This window comes from Parvimonas parva, assembly GCF_016552165.1.
Classification (GTDB): Bacteria; Bacillota; Clostridia; order Tissierellales; family Peptoniphilaceae; genus Parvimonas; species Parvimonas parva.
On the sequence record NZ_JACVDA010000014.1, the window covers coordinates 15,904 to 40,278 of the forward strand.

The following is a 24,375-nucleotide window of genomic DNA, read 5'->3' on the forward strand; positions in this document are numbered from 1 at the left end:
AGGATTAAATATATAAATTTTAAGGAGGTGAGTATATGCGTCTAGAATTAGGAAAAATCTTAATTAACGATGTTCAATTTTGTTCAGAAACAAAAGTTGACAAAGGTGTTTTATACATTAATAAAGAAGAATTAATCGCTCATTTAATGGATGATGAACACTTAAAATCAGTAGACGTAGATCTTGCAAAACCAGGTGAAAGTGTAAGAATTACTCCAATTAAGGATGTTGTAGAACCAAGAGTAAAGGTTAATGGACAAGGTGGAGTATTCCCTGGAATGATTTCAAAAGTTGATGTAGTTGGTTCAGGAAGAACTCATGTTCTTAAGGGAGCTGCAGTAATGACAGTTGGTAAAATAGTAGGTTTCCAAGAAGGTATTGTTGATATGCAAGGACCAGGAGCTGAATATACTCCATTCTCAAAAACTAATAACATAGTTTTAATCGTGGAACCAGCTGAAGGAGTTGCAACTCATGCTTATGAAAAGGCTGTTAGAATGGCTGGCTTAAAAGCTGCTACTTATTTAGGATTAGCTGGTAAAGAAGTTGAACCAGATGAAGTAGAAGTATTCGAAACTAAACCATTATTCGAACAAGCTGAAGAATTAAAACATTTACCAAAAGTAGCTTATGTACAAATGTTACAATCTCAAGGATTATTACATGATACATATGTATATGGTGTAGATGCTAAACAAATAGTTCCAACACTATTATATCCAACTGAATTAATGGACGGAGCTATCTTAAGTGGTAACTGTGTATCTTCTTGCGATAAGAATACAACTTACCATCACTTAAACAACCCAGTTGTTAGAGCAATGTACGAACAACATGGAAAAGAAATCAACTTTGTTGGTGTTATTATCACTAACGAAAATGTATACTTAGCAGATAAAGAAAGATCATCAAACTGGACTGCTAAATTATGTGAATTCTTAAATCTTGACGGAGCTATCGTATCACAAGAAGGATTCGGTAACCCAGATACAGACTTAATAATGAACTGTAAGAAAATCGAAGGTAAAGGCGTTAAAACAGTTATCATCACTGATGAATATGCTGGTAGAGACGGTGCGAGCCAATCTTTAGCAGATGCTGACGTTGCTGCAAATGCAGTAGTAACTGGTGGTAATGCTAACGAAACTATCGTATTACCTAAGATGGATAAAGTTATTGGAACTTTAGATTATGTTGACATTATTGCAGGTGGATTTGACGGATCATTAAGAGAAGATGGTTCAATCATGGTTGAATTACAAGCAATCACTGGAGCAACTAACGAATTAGGATTTAATAGATTATCAGCTACTGGCTATTAAAATTTATTAATCAAACGGAATATTATATAAAATAGGAATATTATATAAAATAAAACGAAAATAAAAATTTAAAGAAAGGAAGTGTAAGCGATATGGCACTTTTTACAGAAAACACAAAAGTAATCATAATCGGCGATAGAGATGGTATCCCAGGACCAGCTATGGAAGAATGTGTCGCTACAACTCCTGCAGAAATAGTATTTTCAGCAACTGAATGTTTTGTCTGAACTGCAGCAGGAGCAATGGACTTAGAAAATCAAAGAAGGGTAAAAGAATTAGCAGAAAAATATGGAGTAGAAAACTGTGTAGTTCTTTTAGGAGCATCTGAAGCAGAATCAGCAGCATTAGCTGGTGAAACTGTTACAACAGGAGACCCTACTTATGCAGGTCCATTAGCAGGAGTTCAGTTAGGACTTAAAGTTTATCACGCAGTTGAACCTGAATTTAAAGCAGAAGTTGATGAATCAGTTTACGATGACCAAATTGGTATGATGGAAATGGTTCTTGACTGTGATGCTATCATTGAAGCTGTAAGTGAAATTAGAAACTCATTATAATTAATTAAGATAAAATCATATATAAATATATGATAGAGAGGTGATTAGTGTGGAAAAATTAAGAGTAGTTCACTATATAAACCAATTCTTTGCTGGTATCGGTGGAGAAGAAAAAGCAGACTACAAACCAGAAGTTAGAGAAGAAAAAATCGGACCTGGTTTAGCATTAAACGCTGGTTTTAAAGGTGAAGCTGAAATAGTTGCTACAGTTATCTGTGGAGATAGCTATTTTGGTGAAAATATGGACCAAGCTAAAGCAGAAGTTTTAGAAATGGTTAAAAAATACAATCCAGATTTATTCATAGCAGGACCTGCATTCAATGCTGGACGTTATGGAGTTGCTGCTGGTACAATTACTGAAGCTGTTCAAAACGAATTAGGAATTCCAGCTTTAACTGGTATGTATATTGAAAACCCAGGTGCAGATATGTTCAAGAAGAGCGTATATGTAATTTCAACTAAAAATAGTGCTGCGGGTATGAAAGATGCAGTTACTAAAATGGTTCCACTTGCAATGAAACTTGTTAGAGGAGAAGAAATTGGTTCTCCAGCTGAAGAAGGATACATTGAAAGAGGAGTTAGAAAAAATATATTTAGAGAAGATTTCGGTGGTAAGAGAGCTGTAAATATGATGATCAAAAAGTTAAAGGGTGAAGAATTCGAAACTGAATTCCCAATGCCAAACTTTGACAGAGTAGATCCAAATCCAGCTGTTAAGGACATTAAGAAAGCTAAAATTGCTTTAGTAACTTCAGGTGGTATAGTTCCTCATGCTAACCCAGATCATATTGAATCATCTTCTGCTTCGAAATATGGAAAATATGACATTGAAGGTGTTATGGATCTTAAAGAAGGCGAATGGGAAACAGCTCACGGTGGTTATGACCCAGTTTATGCTAACCAAGATTCAGACAGAGTTTTACCAGTTGACGTTTTAAGAGAATTAGAAAAAGCTGGCGAAATCGGAAGTCTTCATAGATATTTCTATACAACAGTAGGAAATGGTACAGCAGTAGCTTCTTCAAAAGGATTTGCTGAAGAATTCAGTAAAGAATTAGTTGCTGATGGAGTAGATGCAGTTATCTTAACATCTACTTGAGGTACTTGTACACGTTGCGGTGCAACGATGGTTAAAGAAGTTGAGAGAGCTGGAATTCCAGTAGTACACGTATGTACTGTAACTCCAATTTCAATGACAGTAGGAGCTAACAGAATTGTTCCTGCTATAGCAATTCCTCACCCATTAGGAAATCCTAAATTAACTGCTGAAGAAGAATATGCATTAAGAATGAAAATTGTTAAAAAAGCATTAAATGCTTTAGCAACTGAAGTTGAAGGACAAACAATATTCGAATAATTTTTAAATAAAAAGGGTGTCAGGTATTGACACCTTTTTAATTTAATGGTATTCTATTACATAAGGGTAGTTGGCTTATATGGAATACATACTATGCTATCTGTTTTTTATATTAAAGGAGGTAATTAAGATGAATTTTCCTGTATTAAAAGGAACTTCTTACGTATTAGTTCATGCACCAGACATGATAATCCAAAATGGAACAACTCAAACTACTGAAAAGGCTTTAAATCCTGATTCAGAATATTTAAAGGAAATACCAAATCATATTAGAAAATATGAAGAAGTATTAAATTATTTACCAAATCAAGTTTACATTGGAAACAAAAGACCAGAAGATTTAAAAGCTGTACCACAACCATGGTCAGATGCTGATAAATATTTATCAGGAGCTCCAAGAGATGGTAAATATGGTGAAATAATGCCAGAACATGAATTCATTGGACTTATGAAAATCTGTGACGCTTTTGATTTAGTTTCACTTAATAAAGAATTTACTGAATCTGTTAAAGCTGATTTAGAAAAACACCCATTAATTAGTGATGCATTAGTTGCTAGATTAAAAGAAGGTGTTGAACAATCTGTTCTTGAAGGACATATGGAAAACCATGCTGAAGGTTTATATTTTGAAGATAAATTAGTAGGGGTTGTTACTAGAGCTCATGATGTTGATGTTAACTTATCAGCTCATGTTATGTTAGAAAACTTAGTTACTAAAGCATCAGGATTATTAGCTGCTTTACATTTAGTTGCTAAAAATGATTTAAATCCTAATGATGTTGAATATGTTATTGAATGTTCAGAAGAAGCTTGTGGAGATATGAACCAAAGAGGTGGTGGTAACTTCGCTAAATCTATCGCTGAATTAGCTGGATTTGACAATGCTTCAGGTTCTGACTTAAGAGGATTCTGTGCAGCTCCAACTCATACATTAATCGCTGCATCTTCTCATGTTCATTCTGGAACTTTTAAACATGTTGTTATAGTTGCAGGTGGATGTACTGCTAAATTAGGTATGAATGGTAAAGACCACTTAAAGAAAGGCTTACCAATATTAGAAGATTGTATCGGTGGATTTGCTGCATTAATTTCTGAAAATGATGGAGTTAACCCAGTATTAAGAACTGATATAGTTGGAAGACATACAGTAGGAACTGGTTCTTCACCACAAGCTGTAATGTCAGCATTAGTTACTGCTCCATTAGAAAAAGCTAATTTAACAGTTAAAGATGTTGATAAATATTCAGCTGAAATGCAAAACCCAGATATTACTAAACCAGCTGGAGCTGGAGATGTTCCAAATGCAAACTTCAAGATGATTGGTGCATTAGGAGTAATGAAAAAACAATTAGAAAAAGCTGAAATTGCAAGCTTTATTGAAGATCATGGTATGGAAGGTTGGGCTCCAACTCAAGGACATATTCCCTCAGGGGTTCCTTACTTAGGATTCTGTCGTGAAGATTTAACTTCTGGAGAATTAAATAGAGCTATGATTATTGGTAAAGGTTCTTTATTCTTAGGAAGAATGACTAACTTATTCGACGGTGTATCAATTGTTTTAGAAAGAAATTCAGGTAAAGTTGAAGAAAATTCTGGAGTTTCTAAGGAAGAAGTTAAGAAATTAGTTGCTGAAGCAATGAGAAATTTTGCATCTTCTTTAATTGAAGAATAGAGGTGATTTCATGTCTGATATAAAAAACGTAATTGGTAATATCTTCGAAGAAATCGCTACTGGATTAGAAACAGGTGCTTTTACATCAAGACCAAGAATTGCTGTTACAACTTTAGGCAGTGAACACGGACTAGAAAATGTTGTTAAAGGGGCAGAACTTGCTCAATCAAGAGATAAGAGTGTTGAATATTGTATAATTGGACCGGAAGTAAAAACTTCTTTAAAACAATATGTTGTTGAAAATGAAGAAGAAGGCTATAAGAAAATGGAACAACTTTTGGACAGTGGAGAAGTTGATGGTTGTGTAACAATGCATTACAGTTTCCCAATTGGAGTTTCTACTGTAGGTAGAGTTGTAACTCCTGCTGCTGCAAAAGAAATGATTATAGCTACAACTACTGGAACTTCTTCTGCACATAGAGTAGAAGGTATGGTTAAAAACGGTATCTATGGTGTTATCGTTGCTAAAGCATTAGGAATTGAAAATCCAACTGTTGGTATTTTAAATGTTGATAATGCAGTTTCTGTTGAAAGAGCATTTAAAGAATTAAAAGAAAATGGATATGATATGAACTTTGCTGAATCAAATAGAGCTGATGGTGGAGTATTAATGAGAGGAAATGACTTATTACAAGGTGTTCCTGATGTTATGGTTAATGATACTTTAACAGGAAATCTTTTAATGAAAGTATTCTCATCATACACTACTGGTGGTGGATTTGAAGCAATGGGTTATGGATATGGTCCTGGAATTGGCGAAGGATATGATAGATTAGTTCTTATCGTATCAAGAGCATCAGGATTCCCTGTAATAGCTAATGCTATGACTTATGCTGGACAATTAGTTAAAGGAAATATTAAAGAAGTTTCTAAGAAAGAATTTGAAAAAGCTAATAAAGCTGGATTAAAAGCTATTTTAGAAAAAATCACTTCTGCTGGAGCTAAAAAAGCTGAACCGGAAGAAGAAATTAAATGTCCTGCTGAAGAACAAGCTACTGCTACTATTGGTGGAATTGATATTCTTGAACTTGAAGATGCTAAGGTTGCTTTATGGAAAAACAATATATTTGCTAAGACTGGAATGGGTTGTACTGGACCTGTTGTAATGGTTAACGATGCAAATCTTGAAAAATCTAAAGAAATTTTAGCTAAAGAAGGATATATTGGTTAATATAAAAAATTAAAAGAGAGCTTTTGCTCTCTTTTTTGTTTAGACTTTTTAAAAAGTGGTATAAATATATTGTCTTAATAGAAAGGCAAATATAGGAGGTAAAGAATATGAGTTTAATCGGAAAGAAAATTGAAGAATTTAATGTTCCTGCATATTATGATGGGGATTTAATAACTGTAACAGACAAAGATTTAGAAGGTAAATGGAGTGTTTTCTTCTTCTATCCAGGAGATTTTACATTTGTATGTCCAACTGAATTAGAAGATTTAGCATTAAGCTATGATAAATTTAAAGCAATTGGTTGTGAAATTTATTCAGTATCTACTGACTCTGAATTTGTTCACAAAGCATGGTGGGACGCATCTGAAACTATCAGAAAAATCCAATATCCAATGATTTCAGATAGAGCATTAGCTTTATCAGAACAATTTGGTGTTTTAATTGAAGGAGAAGGACAAGCATTAAGGGGAACTTTCGTAATAAATCCTCAAGGTGAAATAGTTCTTTATGAAGTAAATGCTAACGGAATTGGTAGAAATGCTAAAGAATTATTAAGAAAAGTTCAAGCAGCTCAATTCGTTGCTAAACATGGTGATAAAGTTTGTCCAGCAAGATGGGAACCAGGCGATGACACTTTAACTCCAGGATTAGATTTAGTTGGTAAAATTTAATTAAAGATATTTAGACTAGAAAGAAATTTCTAGTCTTTTTTATAACAAAAGGCTATATCCTAAATTGCAAGAATAAATTAGCCACATAAGTTTTAAGTTGAAAAAGTATTCTTTTTTATTGATATTTAATTGTTTTCGTGATATAATATACCTAATATTTTTATGTAAGTATAAAATTAAATATAGGCGTATAAAAGAGGAGTAACTTAAAAGAAATTTTTAGAGAGAATTTGTTTGGTGAAAAAATTCAATTTGTTTTTTGTGAAGGTAGCTTTTTAGTTTTGAAAAACGGGTAATTTCGTTATAAATTTAGAGAGTCATTTTTATGAAAATTAGGTGGTACCGCGATAACTTCGTCCTATATGTTGGACGAAGTTTTTTTATAATTAAATTGCTTAGATATATTTAATTTTTACATTATTTTTAGGAGGTTTTATGAAAAATTTAGAAAAAACTTATAATCCAAAAGATTTTGAAAAGAAAATTTATGATAATTGGATAAAAGATGAAGATTTTACTGCAAAAGTAAATCCTGATAAAAAACCATATACTATTGTTATGCCACCTCCAAATGTAACTGGAAATTTACATTTAGGGCATGCTCTTAACAATACTATTCAAGATATTTTGATTCGTTGGAAGAGAATGAGTGGATATGAATCACTTTGGGTTCCGGGAACTGACCATGCGTCTATTTCAACTGAGGCAAAAGTTGTTGAAAAAATTAAAAAAGATGGAAATTCCAAAGAAAAATTAGGAAGAGATGGTTTCTTAAAAGAGGCTTGGGATTGGACTGAAAAATATGGTGGAAATATTAAGAACCAATTAAAAACTTTAGGTGTTTCTTGTGATTGGTCAAGAGATGCATTCACTCTAGATGATAATTTATCAAAGGCTGTTGAAGAAGTTTTTATAAAAATGTATGATGCAGGATTGATTTATAGAGGAGATAGAATTGTAAACTGGTGTTGTAATTGTGGAACTGCCATTTCAGATGCTGAGGTTGAACATGTTGATGAAGATGGACATTTTTATCATATTAAATATTTCTTTAAGGATAGTGATGAATATTTAACTATTGCTACTACAAGACCTGAAACTATGCTTGGAGACCTTGCTGTTGCAGTTCATCCTGATGATGAAAGATATAAGGATAAAGTTGGTAAGACTTTAATTTTACCTATTTTAAATATAGAAATTCCTTTGATTGCAGATGAATATGTTGATATGGAATTTGGAACTGGTTGTGTAAAGATTACTCCTTCTCATGACCCTAATGACTTTGAAGTTGGTAGTAGGCATAATTTAGGACAAAAACTTATAATGGACTATGACGGAAAGATTGCTCAAGGTTTTGGGAAATTTTCCGGTATGGAAAGAAAGCTTGCAAGAAAAGAAATTGTAAAAGAACTTGAAGAACAAGGATATTTAATTAAAATAGAGCCACATAATCATGCTGTTGGGCATTGTGAAAGATGTAAAACTACTATTGAACCGATTATCTCAAAGCAATGGTTTGTCAAAATGGAAGAATTGGCAAAGCCAGCTAAACAAGCATATTTAGACGGAAAATTAAATATAATTCCTGAGAGATTTGGAAAAGTTTATATAAATTGGTTAGATAATATCAAAGATTGGTGTATTTCTCGTCAATTGTGGTGGGGACATAGACTTCCTGTGTATTATTGCAAGGAAAGTGGAGATGTTGTTGTAAGTAGAACTGAACCGAAAGAAGAAGGAAAAACTTTTGTTAGAGATGAAGATACTTTAGATACTTGGTTTTCATCAGCGTTATGGCCATTTTCAACTTTGGGTTGGCCTAATGAAACTGAGGACTTAAAATATTTCTTCCCAACAAATACTTTAGTTACCGGTTATGATATTTTATTCTTCTGGGTTATTAGAATGGTGTTCTCAAGTTTATATAATCTTGATGAAGTTCCATTTGAAAATGTGTATTTCACAGGATTGATTAGAGATGAGCTTGGAAGAAAGATGAGCAAGTCTTTAGGTAATGGAATTGACCCACTTGAAATAATTGATAAATATGGTGCTGACGCTTTAAGATTTACATTGGTTGGTGGTAATACTCCGGGTAATGATATGAGATTCTACGAAAAGAGAGTTGAGGCTAATAGAAATTTTGCTAATAAACTTTGGAATGCATCAAGATTTGTTCTTATGAATCTAAATGATGATGAAGAATACAGTATTGATTTTGAAAAATTAGAAATTGAAGATAAATGGATTTTAACAAGATTAAATAGAGCTGTTAAAGAACTAACTGAAAATCTTGAAAAATTTGAATTTGGGTTGGCATCAGCTAAAATTTACGATTTTATATGGAATGAATTCTGTGATTGGTATATTGAATTTTCTAAGACTAGATTATATGGAGATAATGTTGATAAAAAACTTGTTGCTAAATCAGTTTTAGTATATGTTTTAAGTAATATTTTAAAATTATTACATCCATTTATGCCATTCATTACAGAAGAAATTTACTCTTTTATTCCTAATGTAAATGAAAAATTAATCAATGCAAGTTTCCCTGTATATGATGAAAATAGTATGTTTATACAAGAAGAAACAGAAATTGAAAATTTAATCGAAACTGTTACTGCAATTAGAAATAAGAGAAGTGAAAAGAACATTCCACCTTCAAAGAAATCTGATTTATATTTTGTTTCAAGTAATGAACTTACTAAAGAATACACTAATTCTTTAGAACATTTATATAGATTTTTAGCATCTTGTTCTAAAGTTATAGTAATGGATAAAGATGAAGAAATTGCAAACTCTATGGTTGTAATTTGTAATAATCAAAAGATTTATATTCCTTTAGACGGGCTTGTAGATTATGAAAAAGAATTGGAAAAACTAAATGCTGATTTACAAAAATATGAATCTGAAATAAAAAGAGCATCTTCTAAACTTTCAAATGAAAAATTTGTAAATAATGCTCCTGAAAAAGTTGTAAATGAAGAAAAGGAAAAACTTAAAAAGTATCAAAATATATATGATGAAATAAAATCAAGTATTGAAAAAATAAAGAATAATTAGGTGATTTTATGAATATAGATTTTAATGTTATATTTATGACATTTTTGATTGTAATACTCGTTAGTATTCAATACACTTTAAATAAAATATTAATAATTTTAAAAGAAATTAAAGACTCTGAAAAGAAAAAACTCGAATTTGAAAAAAATAATAAAAAAATTCCAAAGGAGGACTATTTTGATGAACAAAAGAGAGGTTACTAGATTTACAAGAGAAGAAATTGCAAGTAAAGTAAAAGAACTTGGAAAACAAATTACAAAAGACTATGAGGGAAAAGAACTTGTTGCTATTGGACTTTTAAGAGGTAGTTTTGTATTTCTTGCAGATTTAGTTAGAGAGATAGATAGACCTATTGTGGTTGATTTTCTAACAACTTCTTCTTATGAAAATTCCGAAATTTCAAGTGGTACAGTTAATATTATTTCAGATATTAGAGAGAATATTGAAGGAAAAGATGTCCTTCTTGTAGATGATATTATGGATTCAGGAAATACTTTAAAAAATGTTAGGGAATATATTTTGACTAAAAAACCGAATAGTGTTAAAACTTGTGTTATGTTGGACAAACCTTGCAGAAGGGAAGTAGATATAGTACCTGATTATTTTGGATATGAAATCGAAGATTGGTTTATAGTTGGATATGGACTTAATTACGGAGATAAGTATAGAAATATTCCATACATTTTTTCTTATGAGGACTAATATGTACGATAAATTTTCTTATATTTATGATGAACTTATGAAAAGGCAAGTGGATTACAATCTACTTGCCTCTAATGTTATCCAAATATGTGATAAGCATAATGTAAAAGTGAAAAATATTTTAGAATGTGGAATGGGTAGTGGAAATTTAACTGAAAAATTTTTAGAAAAAAAAATCTCCGTTGACGGATTTGATATTTCTGACAATATGTTATCTATTGCTTATGACAAATTGGTTGATTATGAAAATGTTAATATTTTAAAAGGAGATATTAGAACTTTTGTATCAAATAAAAAATATGATTTGATATGTTGCTTTTTTGATGTTTTAAATTATATAAAATCTTTAGATGAAATTGAAATGTTTTTACAAAATTCTAAAAAACAAATGACTGAAGATTCAATTTTAATGTTTGATGTAAATTCAGAATACAAACTAAAAGAATATTTAGCAGATAATACTTTTGTTGTTGAAGAAGATAATGTTTTTTATACTTGGAGAAATTATTTATATAAAAAATATATAGACTTTGAAATAGACTTTTTTGTAAAAAACGAAAAAAATACTTATGAAAGAATAACAGAAAGGCAAAGACAATATATACACTCGGAAAATGATATATCTGAATTAATTGAAAAATGTGGATATGAAATTTTAGAAATTATTGACTTTGAAACTTTTAAAGATATACGTAAAACTTCATATAGAATATTATATGTCTTAAAATTGAAAGATAATGTTAAAAAGTAAGATTTGACAAATAAAACAAATAGGTATATAATGTAGAAGAATGTGAAAAGCATTCCATATATTTTTAAGGAGGTATTTTTTATGAGTTTATTCGCTCAAGAAGTGGCAAAACAAAAATATTGGTCACTTATCAAGATAGATAACACTTTAGTATTATTAGCTATTCTATGTGCAATAGCAGCATTCAGTATTTATCTTGAACAAACTTATAGCTGGGCAGGTAAAATCACAGGTTGTATTTTAGCTTTAGCTTTTACAATGGTTTTATCAAATGCGAAAATTATTCCGGCAGAAGACACAAAGGCATATGATATAGTATGGGGTTGGGTAGTTCCACTTGCTATTCCTATGTTGCTTTTCAAAGCCGATTTAAAGAAGGTTTGGAAAGAATCTGGTAAAGTATTAGGAATTTATTTACTTAGTGGTCTTGGTACAATCGCTGGTGCATTCGTTGCGTTTTTCTTATTAAGGAATTTTATTCCTGAACTTTATAAATTAAGTGCAATGATGGTTGGTACTTATACAGGAGGAAGTCTTAATTTAACTGCTATGGCAGATGCATTCCCACTAGATGATAAAGGTTTATTAGGTTCTGCAGTTGTAGCTGATAACTTGTTTATGGGAATTTACTTTGTAAGTTTAACAATTATTCCTACAATGAAATTCTTTAGAAAACATTATTCTCACCCTTATGAAGATGAAATGGAAAAATTAGGTACTGCTGGTGAAAATAAAGCTGCTCAATTCTGGGCTAAAAAAGACGTTTCTTTATTAGATGTTGCCAAAGTTATTTCTATTGCATTTGTAATCGTTGCAATTTCAACAGAATTAGGTAATTATATTTCAAGTTTTAAACCTGATACTAAAGAAATGGGAACAGCCATGAAATTCTTTATGGATTTATTCTTTGGTTTGTTAGGAAGTAAATATTTATTAATGACTACAATTACAGTTATTTTAGCAACTTATACTAAGTTTTTAACTAAAGTTTCCGGAGCTGAAGAAATAGGAACATTCTTAATTCACATTTTCTTTGGAGCAATTGGGGCACCTGCATCAATTGAAATTATCTTAAAGAAAGCTCCATGGTTATTAGTATTCTGCGTTATTATCGTAGTTATAAATATGATTATTTCATTTATTTTTGGTAAGATTTTCAGATATTCAATCGAAGAAGTTTGTATTGCTTCAAATGCTAATATAGGTGGACCAACAACTGCTGCTGCACTTGCAATCGCAAGAGGTTGGAATCAATTAGTTGTACCTGCAATGTTAGTTGGTATTTTAGGATATGTTATTGGTAACTACTATGGAGTATTTATCGGTAATATATTAAAATTATTCTAATTATGATTTGTAGTATAAAACTTGAAAAAAATGGAGAAATGATTTTATCTAACAACGGACAAGAGATTGTAACTCATAGTACAAAATGTAAAGAAGTAAATTCCGGATATATGACTCCGGGTGCTATGTTTATGGGTGCTCTTGCAGGTTGTAAGGTTTTAACTTTTTCAAAATCTGCAAAATATTATAAAATTGATTTTGAAGATTTGAGCATAGAAGTTGAGGCTGATGTGATAAATACAGATAATATTGGTGATACTCCATTTAAAAATCAAGAGTATTCAGAAATAAGAACAAAATATTCTTTAAAGACAAAAGCAAGTGTAGAGGAAATTAATAAAGTAATTGAACTTGCTAGTAAGTTCTGTACGGTTAATATTGCAGTAGATAGTAATATTAAACAAACATATACAATAGAATTAAAATAATGTTTAAAAATCACAGATAAAATGTCTGTGATTTTTTTGTGTGTAAAAACTTTACAATAATATCACAAAATGATATAATGATTTATATATACACTGGAGGAAATTATGAAAAATAAATTTTTACTCACATTAACATTATGTAGTTTTTTGCTTGGAAGTACATATAAGGTTAGAGCAGAAGAAAATAATTTGACAGATAATTATAGAATATATGAACCTTTTAATTTATCCGATACAAAAAACTTAGAATTAACCGGAGAATCTACGATAGATTTTTCAAAATCAACGGCTAATGAAAATAAAATAGACGGAATGTATAAAGCTAATTATAATTTAAAGAGTACAAACAAGGGAAATTCTACTTTAAAAATGGGAATAACTTTTAGTAGTAGTATTGAAAAGTTGAGTAATTTTTCAATTAAATTGGACGGGGCAGATGTTCCATATTCATTTAAGTTTTTAAATGATAAGTTTAAATCTCCTACGGGAAGTGAGTTTTATAAAGAAATTATTTCAAATATTGACTCACCAATTTATGAACCGGTTAATTTTAAAAAAGAAGATGTTGGAACTCTTAGAAAATTTAACTTAGAGGCAGATAAGGTTGACAATTTAAAATATGAAATTACTATAAAATATTCCATAGATAAGACAAAGTTATTTTTGTCAGGTGGTAAAGATATAAAAATTGATGAAAATAAAAATAATAAGACCATAGTATTAACTCATGAACTAAGTGGAAAAAGTAAAACACCTATTTTATATACAATAGGTGATGATGTAAATATAACGACTAAAATATTTTTAGGCGAAAAGGAAATAAATTCAGGATATAAAGAAAATATTGAAAAATCGTCAGTCAATGTTAAGGACTTTTTGAAAAATATATTTTTAGGTGAAGTTCCTGAAAATGTTCGTCAAAGATTTTCTGAAGATAATTTATATGAAATCTTTGTTGAAAATTTTGATAAAATTTTGGGTGGAAGTGGTTATGATACTTTAGGAATTTTAAAGCCGTCTTCTGATAAACAAATTGTTGCGACTTTTGAATTTCCTATTGAGCCGAAAGTTGAGAAAAAGTTAAATATTAATTATCCAATTTCTGCAACTCTTACTACTGTAAATGATGTGAATATTATGAAATTAAATTTAGAAGCATCTCCTTTTTCAACTTTTGATAATTTTAAAAATTTTAAATATACATTTGTTGGAAATGATGATTATAAATTTATTATAAATTCAAATACAAAGTATAAAAATACTAAAAACGGTTCAGAGATTACATTAACAAAAGCACCTGTTGAGCTTATAACAAATTTAGTTCATAAAGAAAGCTATGTTAAAGGAATTAGTAAAAAAGAGGCAAAATCTTATACTAATTATGCGCTTATTGTGTTAGGTATTGCTGAAGTTGTAGGAGTTTTGTATTTAAAAAATGTTTACTTTAAAGGTAAAAAAATAAATATAAGAAGATAGAAACTAAACTAGAATTTTATTCTAGTTTTTTCTTTTTCTTTTATTTTATTGCATTTGCAACAGAAATATTTTGAAAATTATTATAAAATTAATATATTGTTAGGAGGTAATTATGAGTAAAATAAATTTTGATGATAAATTATATAATATTTTAAATGGAAATGAAAAACTTTTACAGTTTTTTATAAATAATGGTTTTGACCAATTAAAAAATGAAAAAATGTTGAAAACAATGGGAAAAATGGTTTCTTTAAATATGGCTTTAAAGGTTAGAGGAATAAATAAATCTGCTTTTGAAGAAAAATTAGATTTATTTTTAAATGATGAGCATACTTCAGTTGACAAATCTTTAGAAGAAGAAAAAGAAATTACAGGTGATGTCATTGTTAAAGGGGTTTTACCTTGTCCGTTGAAAATTCCTATTTTAGAGGCTTTTGACAAATTTGTTGAGGAAGAAAAAACTAAAGGAATAAATATAGGTTATGAATTAAAATCTGCTAATTTAGGTGTTGATTGGATTGAAAATGATATTAATTCAGGCGATATTGATAAAGTTTCTGATATTATGATTTCAGCCGGTTTTGAATTATTCTTCGATAAAGAGAAATTCGGTAAATTTTTTGAAGAAGAAAAATTTTATATTGAAAATAAGAAAATGAATAAAGATTTTGATAATGAAGAAATTTGTTTGAGAGACCCTAAAAATATTTACAATATTGTTGGAGTAGTGCCTTGTGTATTTTTAGTAAACGAAAATAATTTAAATGGTAAAGAAGTTCCAACTTCTTGGGAAAATTTACTTTTTAGTGGAGATTATACAGATAGTGTTGCAATTCCTTTAGCTGATTTAGATATGTTTAATGCATTAGTTGTAACAATTTATTCAAAATGGGGAGTTGAAGGAATAAAGGCTCTTGCCAGAGTTTATAAAAAAAGTTTACACCCTGCTGAAATGGTTAAGAAAAAAGGAGATTCAAAAAATAATCCGATAGTTAGTATAACTCCATATTTCTTTACGCAAATGGTATCAAGAAGTTCAGCTCTTAAAGTTGTATGGCCAAAAGATGGTTCAATTATCAGTCCGATATTTGTAATGGCTAAGAAAGATAACGAAAAAGCACAAAAAGTTGTTGAATTTTTTAGAGATGAAAATGTTGGAAAATTACTTTCTTCAAATGGAAAATTCCCTACAACAATTTTTGGTGTTGACAATATGTTAGATGAAAATTTTAAATTTATGTTCTGTGGTTGGGACTATATCCATAACAATGATATAGTGAAGGTTATGAAAGAATCAGAAAAGATTTTTAATGAAGAAATTTTAAAATAGAGGTTTATATGAATTTGGTAGTAGTTTCCGGTCCTCCTTCATCAGGAAAGACCAGTGTTATAGTTAAGACAATTGAAAATTTGAAAAAAAGAGGTATTAAAGCGGGAGTTGTAAAGTTTGACTGTTTATATACAGATGATGATTTAATATATAAAAAAAATAATATTTTAGTTAGAAAGGGATTATCCGGTGCTTTGTGTCCTGACCATTTCTTTGTTTCAAACATAGAAGAGGTTGTTCAATGGGGCGTTAATAATGAATTGGATATTTTAATTACAGAGTCAGCAGGACTTTGTAATAGATGTTCTCCCTACATTAAAGATATAAAAGCTGTATGTGTTATAGATAATTTATCAGGAATAAATACACCTAAAAAGATAGGGCCGATGTTAAAAAGTGCAGATTATGTAGTTATTACAAAGGGGGATATTGTTTCACAAGCTGAAAGAGAAGTTTTTTCTTCAAGAGTTGCATCTGTTAATCCAAGCGCCATTGTAATGAATATAAACGGACTTACAGGACAGGGAACTTTTGAGTTAAGTACATTGTTATATGATGAAAGTAAATCAATCAATACGGTAAATGGTATGGAATTAAAATTTGCTATGCCGACAGCTCTTTGTTCTTATTGTTTAGGAGAAAAGAAAATAGGAGCAAAATATCAAATGGGAAATATTAAAAAGATGAAGTTGGAGGATAAAAATGCGTAATTTAAAAATTGGTAAATTAATTGAAAAATATCCTTTTGCTGAAGTGTTTTTTGAAGAAAATAATTTTGATATTTCAAATGTTTTTGATTTATCTTTTGTAGAATTTTTAAATTCTTTTTCAGAAGAAGAAAAAGAGGAGCTTGCAATAGATGAAAATTTGCTTTGTGAATCTTTAGAAATTTATATTGAGCAGATGAAAAATTTCCTTGGAGTTGAAGATAATGAAGTTAATTCGATAACTTTACTTGCAGGGACAGATAAATTTGGCAATAAAGAAAATTACGATGAACTACAAGTAAATAAGTCTGAAATAATTTCAATCGTGGGACCTACCGGAAGTGGAAAGTCAAGACTTTTAGGGGATATTGAATGGGTCGCAGATAGGGATACTCCAACAAATAGAAAAATTTTAATTAATGGAAAAGATGCAGATAAAAAATGGAGATTAAGCGCAAATAACAAATTAGTTTCACAACTTTCTCAAAATATGAATTTTGTTATGGACTTAACTGCTTATGAATTTATAGAACTTCATGCAAAGAGCAGAATGGTTGAAAATGAAGAAGAAGTTATAAATAAAATAATTACAGAGGCAAATAAACTTGCAGGAGAAAAATTTGACCTTTCAACGCCGATTACCTCTTTGAGTGGTGGACAATCAAGAGCGCTTATGATTGCTGATACTGCAATTTTAAGCTCATCACCAATTGTTTTGATTGATGAAATCGAAAATGCTGGTATCGACAGAAAAAAAGCATTAGATTTGTTGGTTAGTGAAAATAAAATAGTTTTAATGGCAACACATGACCCTATACTTGCATTAATTGCCGATAAGAGAATTGTAATAAATAATGGAGCAATAGTTGCGATTCATGAAACAACAGAAAAAGAAAAACAATTACTTATTGAACTTGAAAAAATGGATAATGTTATGCAAGACTTAAGAAAAGAATTAAGATATGGTAATTCATTAGACAATTTTGAAATATAATGATATAATAAATATATTAAGTAGGCTACTTCGGTAGCCTTTGTTATTGTGAAACAACAAGGTTTCCGGGCACCCACCCGATGCAAAGCATCGTGGAAGGGTGGAGTTCTTATTATGAAATAACAAGGTTTCCGGGCACCCACCCGATGCAAAGCATCGTGGAAGGGTGGAGGTCCTATGTTTAAGGAGAATTTATGCAAAAATTTGAACTTTTGTCTCCTGCCGGGTCTATGGAGGCTTTGAAAGCAGGAATTCAAAATGGTGCAGATGCTATTTACTTAGGTGGTAGCAGTTTTGGGGCAAGAGCCTCTGCAACAAATTTTGATAATGATGAATTGATAGAGGCTGTAAGATATGCAAGTCTTAGAAATGTAAATATTTTTGTTACGGTTAATACTTCTGTAAAGGAAAGTGAAATTGAAGAATTAATTTTTTATACAGATTTTTTATATAAAATTGGAGTTAGTGCAATAATTCTTTCTGATATTGGAATGGCAAGTCTTTTAAGAAGTCGTTATCCAAATATGGAATTTCACGCATCAACTCAAATATCCACTCATTCTTTAAATGATGTTTTAGAATTGAAAAAAGTAGGTTTTGATAGAGTTGTTGTTGCAAGAGAGTTAAGTGTAGAAGAAATTAAGGAAATTTGTGATAATGTAGATATAGATATTGAAGTTTTCATTCATGGGGCAATTTGTGTCAGTTACTCAGGACAATGCCTTATGAGTTCTATGCTTGGGGAACGTTCAGGAAATAGAGGACGTTGTGCTCAACCTTGTAGGCAAAGCTACAAGTTAATAAATAAAACAACTGGAAAAATTATTGATGTAAATGGAAATTATCTTTTAAGTCCAAAAGATTTGTGCAGTATTGATAATATCGAAAAAATTTTGGATACAGGTGTTAAGTCTTTAAAGATTGAAGGAAGAATGAAAAGACCTGAATATGTTGCAGTTGTTACTTCAAGATATAGAAAAGCAATAGATAATTACATTGAAAATAAAGTTACAACGAACAAAAAAGAATTAAAAGATGATTTAGAGGCTATTTTTAATAGAAAATTCACTTCAGGTTATCTTATGAGTAAAAATGGCTCGGATATAATTAATTTAGATAAACCCAATAATATAGGTGTAAAGGTTGGAGAGGTTTTAAGTTTCAATCAAAAGAAAAATAAATTAAAAATAAAATTATGTAGTAAATTGTCTAAGGGAGATGGAATCAATTTAGGTGGAGGAAATATTGGTAGAATAATCAAAAATGGAGAAATTTTTGACTTTGGAGTTTCCGGAGATATTATAGAAATTGATTTTATTAAAAGTGTAAAGCCTAAGACAATAGTTTATAAAACTTCCGACAAGTCATTGGTTGATGATGCTAATAAATCTTTTAGAGAAGGAATCGAGAATAAAAAAATTGACTTAAATTGTGAAATTTTTATTTCTGTTGGAGAAAAAGCAAAATTTACTTTAGAAAATTTTGAAGTTTATTCTGATGAAATAATCGAAAAGTCAAATAATAAAAAAATTGAAATTAAAAGTGTTTTGGAAAAATTATCTAAAACTGGCAAAACTCCTTTTAATTTTATTTTCAAAAATGTTTTTGTCGATGAAAATGCTTTTGTTCCTGTTTCCGTTTTGAATAATCTTAGAAGATGTGCAATAGAAAAATATGAAAAAGAAAAATTAGATTTTTCAAAAGAAAGAATTATATGTTCCTCTAATGATTTATCATCTTCAAAAACAAAAAAAGTTGATAATGGAAAAATTACTTTAAAGGTGCATAAAAATTCTCAGATTGATAATCTTTTAGAAGATTGTAGCATATTAGAATATGTAAAAGAAATTTATACCGAAGATTTTAGTTTGATTGAAAAGTATTATGATAGACTAAAAAGTAAAGGTATAGATTTAATTTATAGTGCTTTAGGTGTCATCAGAAATGAAGAGTATGATACTGTAAAAAAATATTTATCGAAAATAAATAGGGAAATTTTGAAAAAAGTTCAAATATCAACTTGGGGTTCAAAAAACTTTTTTGAATCAAATTTTGGTACTGAAAAATTTAATATAGATACATATTTTAATATATATAACTCTTATTCTGTAAGATTTTTTGAAAAATATTTTAATGCAGAGGATATAACCATTTCTCAGGAGATAAATAAATTTGAAATAAAAAATTTAGTTGAAAACTTAAAAGAAAAAAATATTAACATAGATATGATTGTATATGGACATACAAGGTCAATGCTTACAGAATATTGTGCAATGGGAGTTTTGACAAAAGATTGCCATAAAGATAGACGTTGTGCTGAATGTGCAAGAAGTGATTATGCTTTGAAAGATATGGAAAATAGAGAATTTAGACTTTTTCAAGATATTTTTTGTAGAACGGAAATAAGAAATCACATTCCTCTTGATTTGAGAGAAGATATGAAAGAGATTTTTGACTTGGGTATTGATAGGGTAAGACTTGATTTTACTTATGAAGATAGCGAAACGGTTTATGAAATTTTAAAAGAATGTATTGATTATCTAAAAAATTCAAATAGAATAAATTCTCCAAATGCCTTTAAGGGACATTTCATTACTTCAGTTAATTAATTTTTATAAAGCCTTAGGGCTTTATTTTTTTGAAAAAATTTATAAAACATTGAAAAATAAATAATTTTTTGATAAAATTAAAGTTGAATAAAAATGGAGAAGTGTGTATGAAAAAGGGAGATTTTATTTTAATATTTACTTTACTTGTTATTTTTTGTTTTTCTTTTGTTTATATAAACAAGAGTTTTGTATCGACAGAAGATAAATATATAAGTGTTCAAGTGAATGGAGAAGAGATTAAGCAAATAACTTTTGGAAATAAAAAAAATATTTATCCGATAAGAACGTCTTTTGGACTTAATATTTTAGAAGTTGATAAAGACGGAGTCAGGGTTATTGAGGCAAGCTGTCCTGATAAACTTGATGTTAAGTTTGGAAAAATTAGTAAAGTTGGACAAGCTATTATCTGTATGCCAAATAGACTTGTTATACAGATAAAATCAAGACAAAATAATGATTTGGACGTGGTAAACTAATGAGTGCTAAAAAGACTATGTTGATTTCGTTATTTGTTTCTGTTGCTTTAATTGTATCTCTTTTAGAATATTATATTCCAATACCTATTCCTAATGTTCGATTGGGTTTATCAAATGTTATAATCATAAATGCGATTTTAATTTTTGGTTTTAAAGAAACATTTTTTATTTCATTTTTAAAGGCGATTTTACTGGTAATTATTCTAGGAAATCCAATAAGTTTTATATATAATTTTTCAGCAGGGTTTGCCAGTATAGTTGTTATGTATATAGTAAATAAGTTTTGTAGTAAATTTTTAAGTTTAGTGGGAGTTAGTGTTTTAGGGTCAGTTTCTCATATAATGGTTCAAATATTAATTTCAATGATACTTTTAAATACAAAAACTTTAGTTAATTTTATTCCGTTTTTAGGAATAATAGGGATATTTACAGGAATTTTAGTTGGTATTCTTGCTAATTATATGTATAAAATTTTAAGAGGTAATTATGTCAAATAATGATTATGATGATTTTTTAAAAGAATTACAGATTTATTTAGATAAAAATTATAATGATAATGTTGAAAATAATAAAATCTTTGAAAAAAAATCTATAGAAGAAAATATATCTTTAGAAGATAAAACGATAAAAGAAGTAAATAGTGTAAAAAATATTGGATATAGAGATGTTGAAATATTTACTACTTCAATAAAAGATTTAAATGATAATGATAAGCCCAGAGAAAAGTTATACAAATTTGGTGCTGATAAATTGAGTGAATATGAGCTTATAGCAATTTTACTTGGAAGTGGTTCAAGAAACGAAGATGTTTTAACACTTTCAAAAAAATTGTGGCAATATATGAGTAAATTTCATAGGATAAGTGAAATTGCAATAGATGATTTGATGGAAATAGAAGGTATCGGATTATCTAAAGCTTGTTCAATAATTTCTGCATTGGAGCTTTCTAAGAGAATAAATATTAGAGAGTGTGTTGATAATTTTTCAGTCGGATCACCTAAGAGTGTTGCAGATATTTTTATGAATATATTAAGAGATGAAATGAAGGAGCATTTTTATGTTCTTCTGTTGGATACAAAGAATAAAATAATTTCTTGGGACGAAATTTCAAAAGGTGATTTAAATTCATCTATCGTTCATCCTAGAGAAGTTTTTAAATATGCTTTAAAATATAGTGCAAATAGTATTATTTGTTTGCACAATCATCCAAGTGGAGACCCGACACCAAGTATGCAGGATATAGAAATTACTAAAAGATTACAAGAAGTTGGAAATTTAGTTGGAATAAAATTGTTAGACCATATTATAATTGGATACAATAAATATATTAGTTTAAGAGAAAAAGGAATAATGAATTAAGAGAGGTAGAAAAAATGAGTTTTTCGTGGATTTTTGGGGAAGATTTAGCCTTAGATTTAGGAACGTCTAATACTTTAATATACTCAAATAAAAAAGACGGTAAGATTATTGAGCCTTCTGTTGTTGCAGTTGATTTAAATAATTATGAGATTGTTGCCGTTGGAGAAAAAGCAAAAAGTATGGAGGGAAAAACTCCAGATAATATAATAACATTGGCACCTATAAAGGGAGGTAAAATTATAAATTTTGAAATTGCTCAGGTAATGTTGACAAATTTATTTAAAAAAGCAAAATCAAGTTTTTCAATTTTTAATCCTAAGGTTTATATTACAATATCAAGTGGAATTTCCGAAGTGGATAAAAGAGCGATAGAAGATTGTGTAATTTATTCCGGAGCGAGAAGTGTTGAATTTATAGCAACTGCAGTTGCATCAGCTGTTGGAATGGGACTTCCTGTTTTGGAGCCTTCAGGTAGTATTGTAGTTAATATCGGTGGGGGAACTGTTGATGTTTCTTTGGTAAGTCTTGGAGGAGTTGTTGCCTCTAAATTTGTTGATATTGGTGGAGATTCAATTGATTATGATATTGTAAATATCGTTAAAAACAAATATGATTTGATGATTGACAAGGAAACGGCAGAATATATAAAAATAAATTTGGCATCATTTATTACAAGTAATATCACAAATAATCTTTCTATATTTGGTAGAGATATAAATAGTGGTATGCCTAGAAATGCAATAATCTATGGAAAAGATATAACTTCATCACTATTCCCGCTTTTTAATGCAGTTACAGATGCAATAAAAGTAATATTAGAAAAGACACCACCTTCAATGACAGGTAATATTTTAAGAAATGGAATCTTTTTAACAGGGGGCTGTTCTAAGATTAACGGTTGTGTTGAATATTTGGAAAATGAAATAGGGATAGCTGTAAATGTTGTTGAAAATCCATTAACTTGCACATGCGAAGGTGCTAGTAAATTGATTAATAAGATTAAGATTAAAAACAATAGGAGAAAGAATAATGAATAGATTTAGAAATATTAAGTCCCGTAAAAAGAAAATTTCTTTTTTTATGACTGTTATAATTTTAAGTTCTATAATTTTTTTCAGTGCTACTTCTTCTATTATGAATATTGGAGAAAATGCAATTGGAACAGTTACAAGTTCTGTTTCAAGATTAGTTTATTCTTCAATAGCAAGTTCTAAAGAAGTTTTTACAAATATTTTCGGCTCTAAATCTATTAGAGAAGAAAATGAAAAATTGAAGATTGAAAATGCAGAACTTAAAGAAAAAAATATTAATATGGAAAATATAATAGCCAAAGAAGATTTTTTGAAAAATGAATATAATTTATATTTACAAAATAAGGAAAGTCTTATAAGTGCTAATGTTATTGCATTAGATAACAATAATTTATTCATAAGATTTAATATAAATAAGGGAAGTAAAGACGGCGTAAAAGTCGGAGATATTATCGTTCAAGGAACTGCTGGAGATAAAGAAAATACTTATATTAAAGCTGTTGTTGGTAAGGTAATAGAAGTTGGATATAATTGGAGCAAGGTTTCAAGTTTAGTTGACTCTACAAGTAATATTTCATTTAATATAGTTAGAAGTCAATCTTATGGAGCTATAAGTGGACAAGAAAACAATCTTCTTTCAGGTTTTATGTATAAGTCTGATGCTGACGTTGTTGTTGGTGATAGGTTAGTTACTTCAGGTAGAGGTGGAATTTTTCCCAGAGATTTATATATAGGAGAGGTTACAGAAGTTAAGTCTTCAGATAATAATCTTGAAAAGAAAATTAGTGTTAAATCTCCTGTTGATTTTACAACTTTATTTAGAGTTTTTGTATTAAAAGGAAATGGTGGTAGTAATGAATAGATTAAAGGTTGTGTTAATGTTTTTTGCAAGTATAATGATACAAACAGCAATATTACCTAATTTTAGTATATTTAACTCTAAGGCTAATCTAAGTTTGGCTCTTGTAGTTGCAATAGCTATGAATTTTGGTTCTTATTCTGCTGGATATTCCGGAATTGTACTTGGATTTTTTGAAGATATTTTATTTTCAAGAATAATAGGTGTAAGAGCTCTTATATACTACATTATAGGTTTTATAGTTGGATATAGTGAGGACTCCATAAACAAAGGAGATATACGTTCCGGCTCTATAATTACAGTTGTAGCAACTTTATTTTATTGGGTTATGAATACAATAATTTATATGTTCTTGGAAAGTTCATCATCTTCTGCTCTTGTAAAGTATTTAAAAGGGTCGATAATTATTGAATTGATTTTAAATGTTTTATTGTACTTGGTATGTCATTATACTTTGAAGAAGATGTTTAAAAAGAAAAAATTTAGATTTTAG

The 24,375-nt window shown here is 29.3% G+C and carries 23 protein-coding genes and 1 other annotated feature; all 23 genes read left to right on the forward strand.

What is annotated here, in order from left to right; all coding sequences use genetic code 11:
- Nucleotides 1-35: 35 nt before the first annotated feature.
- The 23 genes from IBJ83_RS05605 (at nt 36) to mreD (ending at nt 24,375) form a co-directional block, all read left to right on the forward strand.
- Nucleotides 36-1,322: a glycine/sarcosine/betaine reductase component B subunit gene (locus IBJ83_RS05605; RefSeq protein WP_068472155.1), complete on the forward strand. Its 1,287-nt coding sequence runs from the start codon at nt 36-38 to the stop codon at nt 1,320-1,322.
- A 92-nt stretch (nt 1,323-1,414) separates the two neighbouring features.
- Nucleotides 1,415-1,879 (forward strand): glycine/sarcosine/betaine reductase complex selenoprotein A, encoded by a 465-nt coding sequence (gene grdA, locus IBJ83_RS05615; RefSeq protein WP_269902524.1) that lies wholly within the window; start codon nt 1,415-1,417, stop codon nt 1,877-1,879.
- A gap of 49 nt (nt 1,880-1,928) precedes the next feature.
- Entirely contained in the window at nt 1,929-3,236 is a 1,308-nt protein-coding gene (gene grdB / locus IBJ83_RS05620) for a glycine reductase complex selenoprotein B (RefSeq protein ID WP_333473020.1), read from the forward strand.
- Nucleotides 3,237-3,366: 130 nt separating this feature from the next.
- On the forward strand, nt 3,367-4,908 hold the full coding sequence (grdC, locus tag IBJ83_RS05630; RefSeq protein WP_068472163.1) for a glycine/sarcosine/betaine reductase complex component C subunit beta: 1,542 nt from the start codon (nt 3,367-3,369) through the stop codon (nt 4,906-4,908).
- A 10-nt stretch (nt 4,909-4,918) separates the two neighbouring features.
- On the forward strand, nt 4,919-6,079 hold the full coding sequence (gene grdD / locus IBJ83_RS05635; protein ID WP_201275702.1) for a glycine/sarcosine/betaine reductase complex component C subunit alpha: 1,161 nt from the start codon (nt 4,919-4,921) through the stop codon (nt 6,077-6,079).
- A 107-nt stretch (nt 6,080-6,186) separates the two neighbouring features.
- The gene (gene ahpC / locus IBJ83_RS05640; RefSeq protein ID WP_201275703.1) at nt 6,187-6,750 is read left to right on the forward strand and encodes an alkyl hydroperoxide reductase subunit C; all 564 of its coding nucleotides are present in this window, start codon (nt 6,187-6,189) and stop codon (nt 6,748-6,750) included.
- A gap of 180 nt (nt 6,751-6,930) precedes the next feature.
- Nucleotides 6,931-7,114: a binding site (T-box leader), on the forward strand.
- 71 nt (nt 7,115-7,185) lie between these two features.
- Entirely contained in the window at nt 7,186-9,813 is a 2,628-nt protein-coding gene (locus IBJ83_RS05645; protein ID WP_201275704.1) for a valine--tRNA ligase, read from the forward strand.
- A gap of 8 nt (nt 9,814-9,821) precedes the next feature.
- Nucleotides 9,822-10,016, forward strand: a complete 195-nt coding sequence (locus IBJ83_RS05650) for a hypothetical protein (protein ID WP_201275705.1) — start codon at nt 9,822-9,824, stop codon at nt 10,014-10,016.
- Complete coding sequence (gene hpt, locus IBJ83_RS05655) at nt 9,994-10,515, forward strand: hypoxanthine phosphoribosyltransferase (RefSeq protein WP_201275706.1); 522 nt, start codon at nt 9,994-9,996, stop codon at nt 10,513-10,515. The genes IBJ83_RS05650 and hpt overlap by 23 nt, the downstream gene beginning before the upstream one ends.
- 1 nt (nt 10,516) lies before the next feature.
- Nucleotides 10,517-11,266 (forward strand): class I SAM-dependent DNA methyltransferase, encoded by a 750-nt coding sequence (locus IBJ83_RS05660; RefSeq protein ID WP_201275707.1) that lies wholly within the window; start codon nt 10,517-10,519, stop codon nt 11,264-11,266.
- Nucleotides 11,267-11,347: 81 nt separating this feature from the next.
- Nucleotides 11,348-12,613 carry a DUF819 family protein gene (locus tag IBJ83_RS05665; protein WP_201275708.1) on the forward strand — a complete coding sequence of 422 codons (1,266 nt, stop codon included), beginning with the start codon at nt 11,348-11,350 and terminating at the stop codon, nt 12,611-12,613.
- 38 nt (nt 12,614-12,651) lie between these two features.
- Nucleotides 12,652-13,041, forward strand: coding sequence for an OsmC family protein (locus IBJ83_RS05670; protein ID WP_231698881.1), 390 nt, complete (start codon nt 12,652-12,654; stop codon nt 13,039-13,041).
- 105 nt (nt 13,042-13,146) lie between these two features.
- The gene (locus IBJ83_RS05675) at nt 13,147-14,517 is read left to right on the forward strand and encodes a hypothetical protein (RefSeq protein WP_201275710.1); all 1,371 of its coding nucleotides are present in this window, start codon (nt 13,147-13,149) and stop codon (nt 14,515-14,517) included.
- 112 nt (nt 14,518-14,629) lie between these two features.
- Nucleotides 14,630-15,847 carry an ABC transporter substrate-binding protein gene (locus tag IBJ83_RS05680; RefSeq protein ID WP_201275711.1) on the forward strand — a complete coding sequence of 406 codons (1,218 nt, stop codon included), beginning with the start codon at nt 14,630-14,632 and terminating at the stop codon, nt 15,845-15,847.
- A gap of 8 nt (nt 15,848-15,855) precedes the next feature.
- Nucleotides 15,856-16,557, forward strand: coding sequence for a GTP-binding protein (locus IBJ83_RS05685; protein ID WP_068472185.1), 702 nt, complete (start codon nt 15,856-15,858; stop codon nt 16,555-16,557).
- Nucleotides 16,550-17,548 carry an ATP-binding cassette domain-containing protein gene (locus IBJ83_RS05690; protein WP_201275712.1) on the forward strand — a complete coding sequence of 333 codons (999 nt, stop codon included), beginning with the start codon at nt 16,550-16,552 and terminating at the stop codon, nt 17,546-17,548. The genes IBJ83_RS05685 and IBJ83_RS05690 overlap by 8 nt, the downstream gene beginning before the upstream one ends.
- A 194-nt stretch (nt 17,549-17,742) precedes the next feature.
- A complete protein-coding gene (locus IBJ83_RS08425) occupies nt 17,743-20,157 on the forward strand; it encodes a U32 family peptidase (protein ID WP_231698882.1) in 2,415 nt (804 codons plus the stop codon).
- A 107-nt stretch (nt 20,158-20,264) separates the two neighbouring features.
- The gene (locus tag IBJ83_RS05700; RefSeq protein ID WP_068472189.1) at nt 20,265-20,633 is read left to right on the forward strand and encodes a NusG domain II-containing protein; all 369 of its coding nucleotides are present in this window, start codon (nt 20,265-20,267) and stop codon (nt 20,631-20,633) included.
- Complete coding sequence (locus IBJ83_RS05705) at nt 20,633-21,130, forward strand: Gx transporter family protein (protein ID WP_068472194.1); 498 nt, start codon at nt 20,633-20,635, stop codon at nt 21,128-21,130. Before IBJ83_RS05700 ends, IBJ83_RS05705 begins: the two co-directional genes overlap by 1 nt.
- Nucleotides 21,120-21,992 carry a RadC family protein gene (gene radC / locus IBJ83_RS05710; protein ID WP_201275713.1) on the forward strand — a complete coding sequence of 291 codons (873 nt, stop codon included), beginning with the start codon at nt 21,120-21,122 and terminating at the stop codon, nt 21,990-21,992. The genes IBJ83_RS05705 and radC overlap by 11 nt, the downstream gene beginning before the upstream one ends.
- Nucleotides 21,993-22,006: 14 nt before the next feature.
- Nucleotides 22,007-23,029 (forward strand): rod shape-determining protein, encoded by a 1,023-nt coding sequence (gene mreB / locus IBJ83_RS05715; RefSeq protein WP_201275714.1) that lies wholly within the window; start codon nt 22,007-22,009, stop codon nt 23,027-23,029.
- A complete protein-coding gene (gene mreC / locus IBJ83_RS05720; RefSeq protein WP_068472200.1) occupies nt 23,022-23,885 on the forward strand; it encodes a rod shape-determining protein MreC in 864 nt (287 codons plus the stop codon). The genes mreB and mreC overlap by 8 nt, the downstream gene beginning before the upstream one ends.
- On the forward strand, nt 23,878-24,375 hold the full coding sequence (gene mreD, locus IBJ83_RS05725) for a rod shape-determining protein MreD (protein ID WP_201275715.1): 498 nt from the start codon (nt 23,878-23,880) through the stop codon (nt 24,373-24,375). The genes mreC and mreD overlap by 8 nt, the downstream gene beginning before the upstream one ends.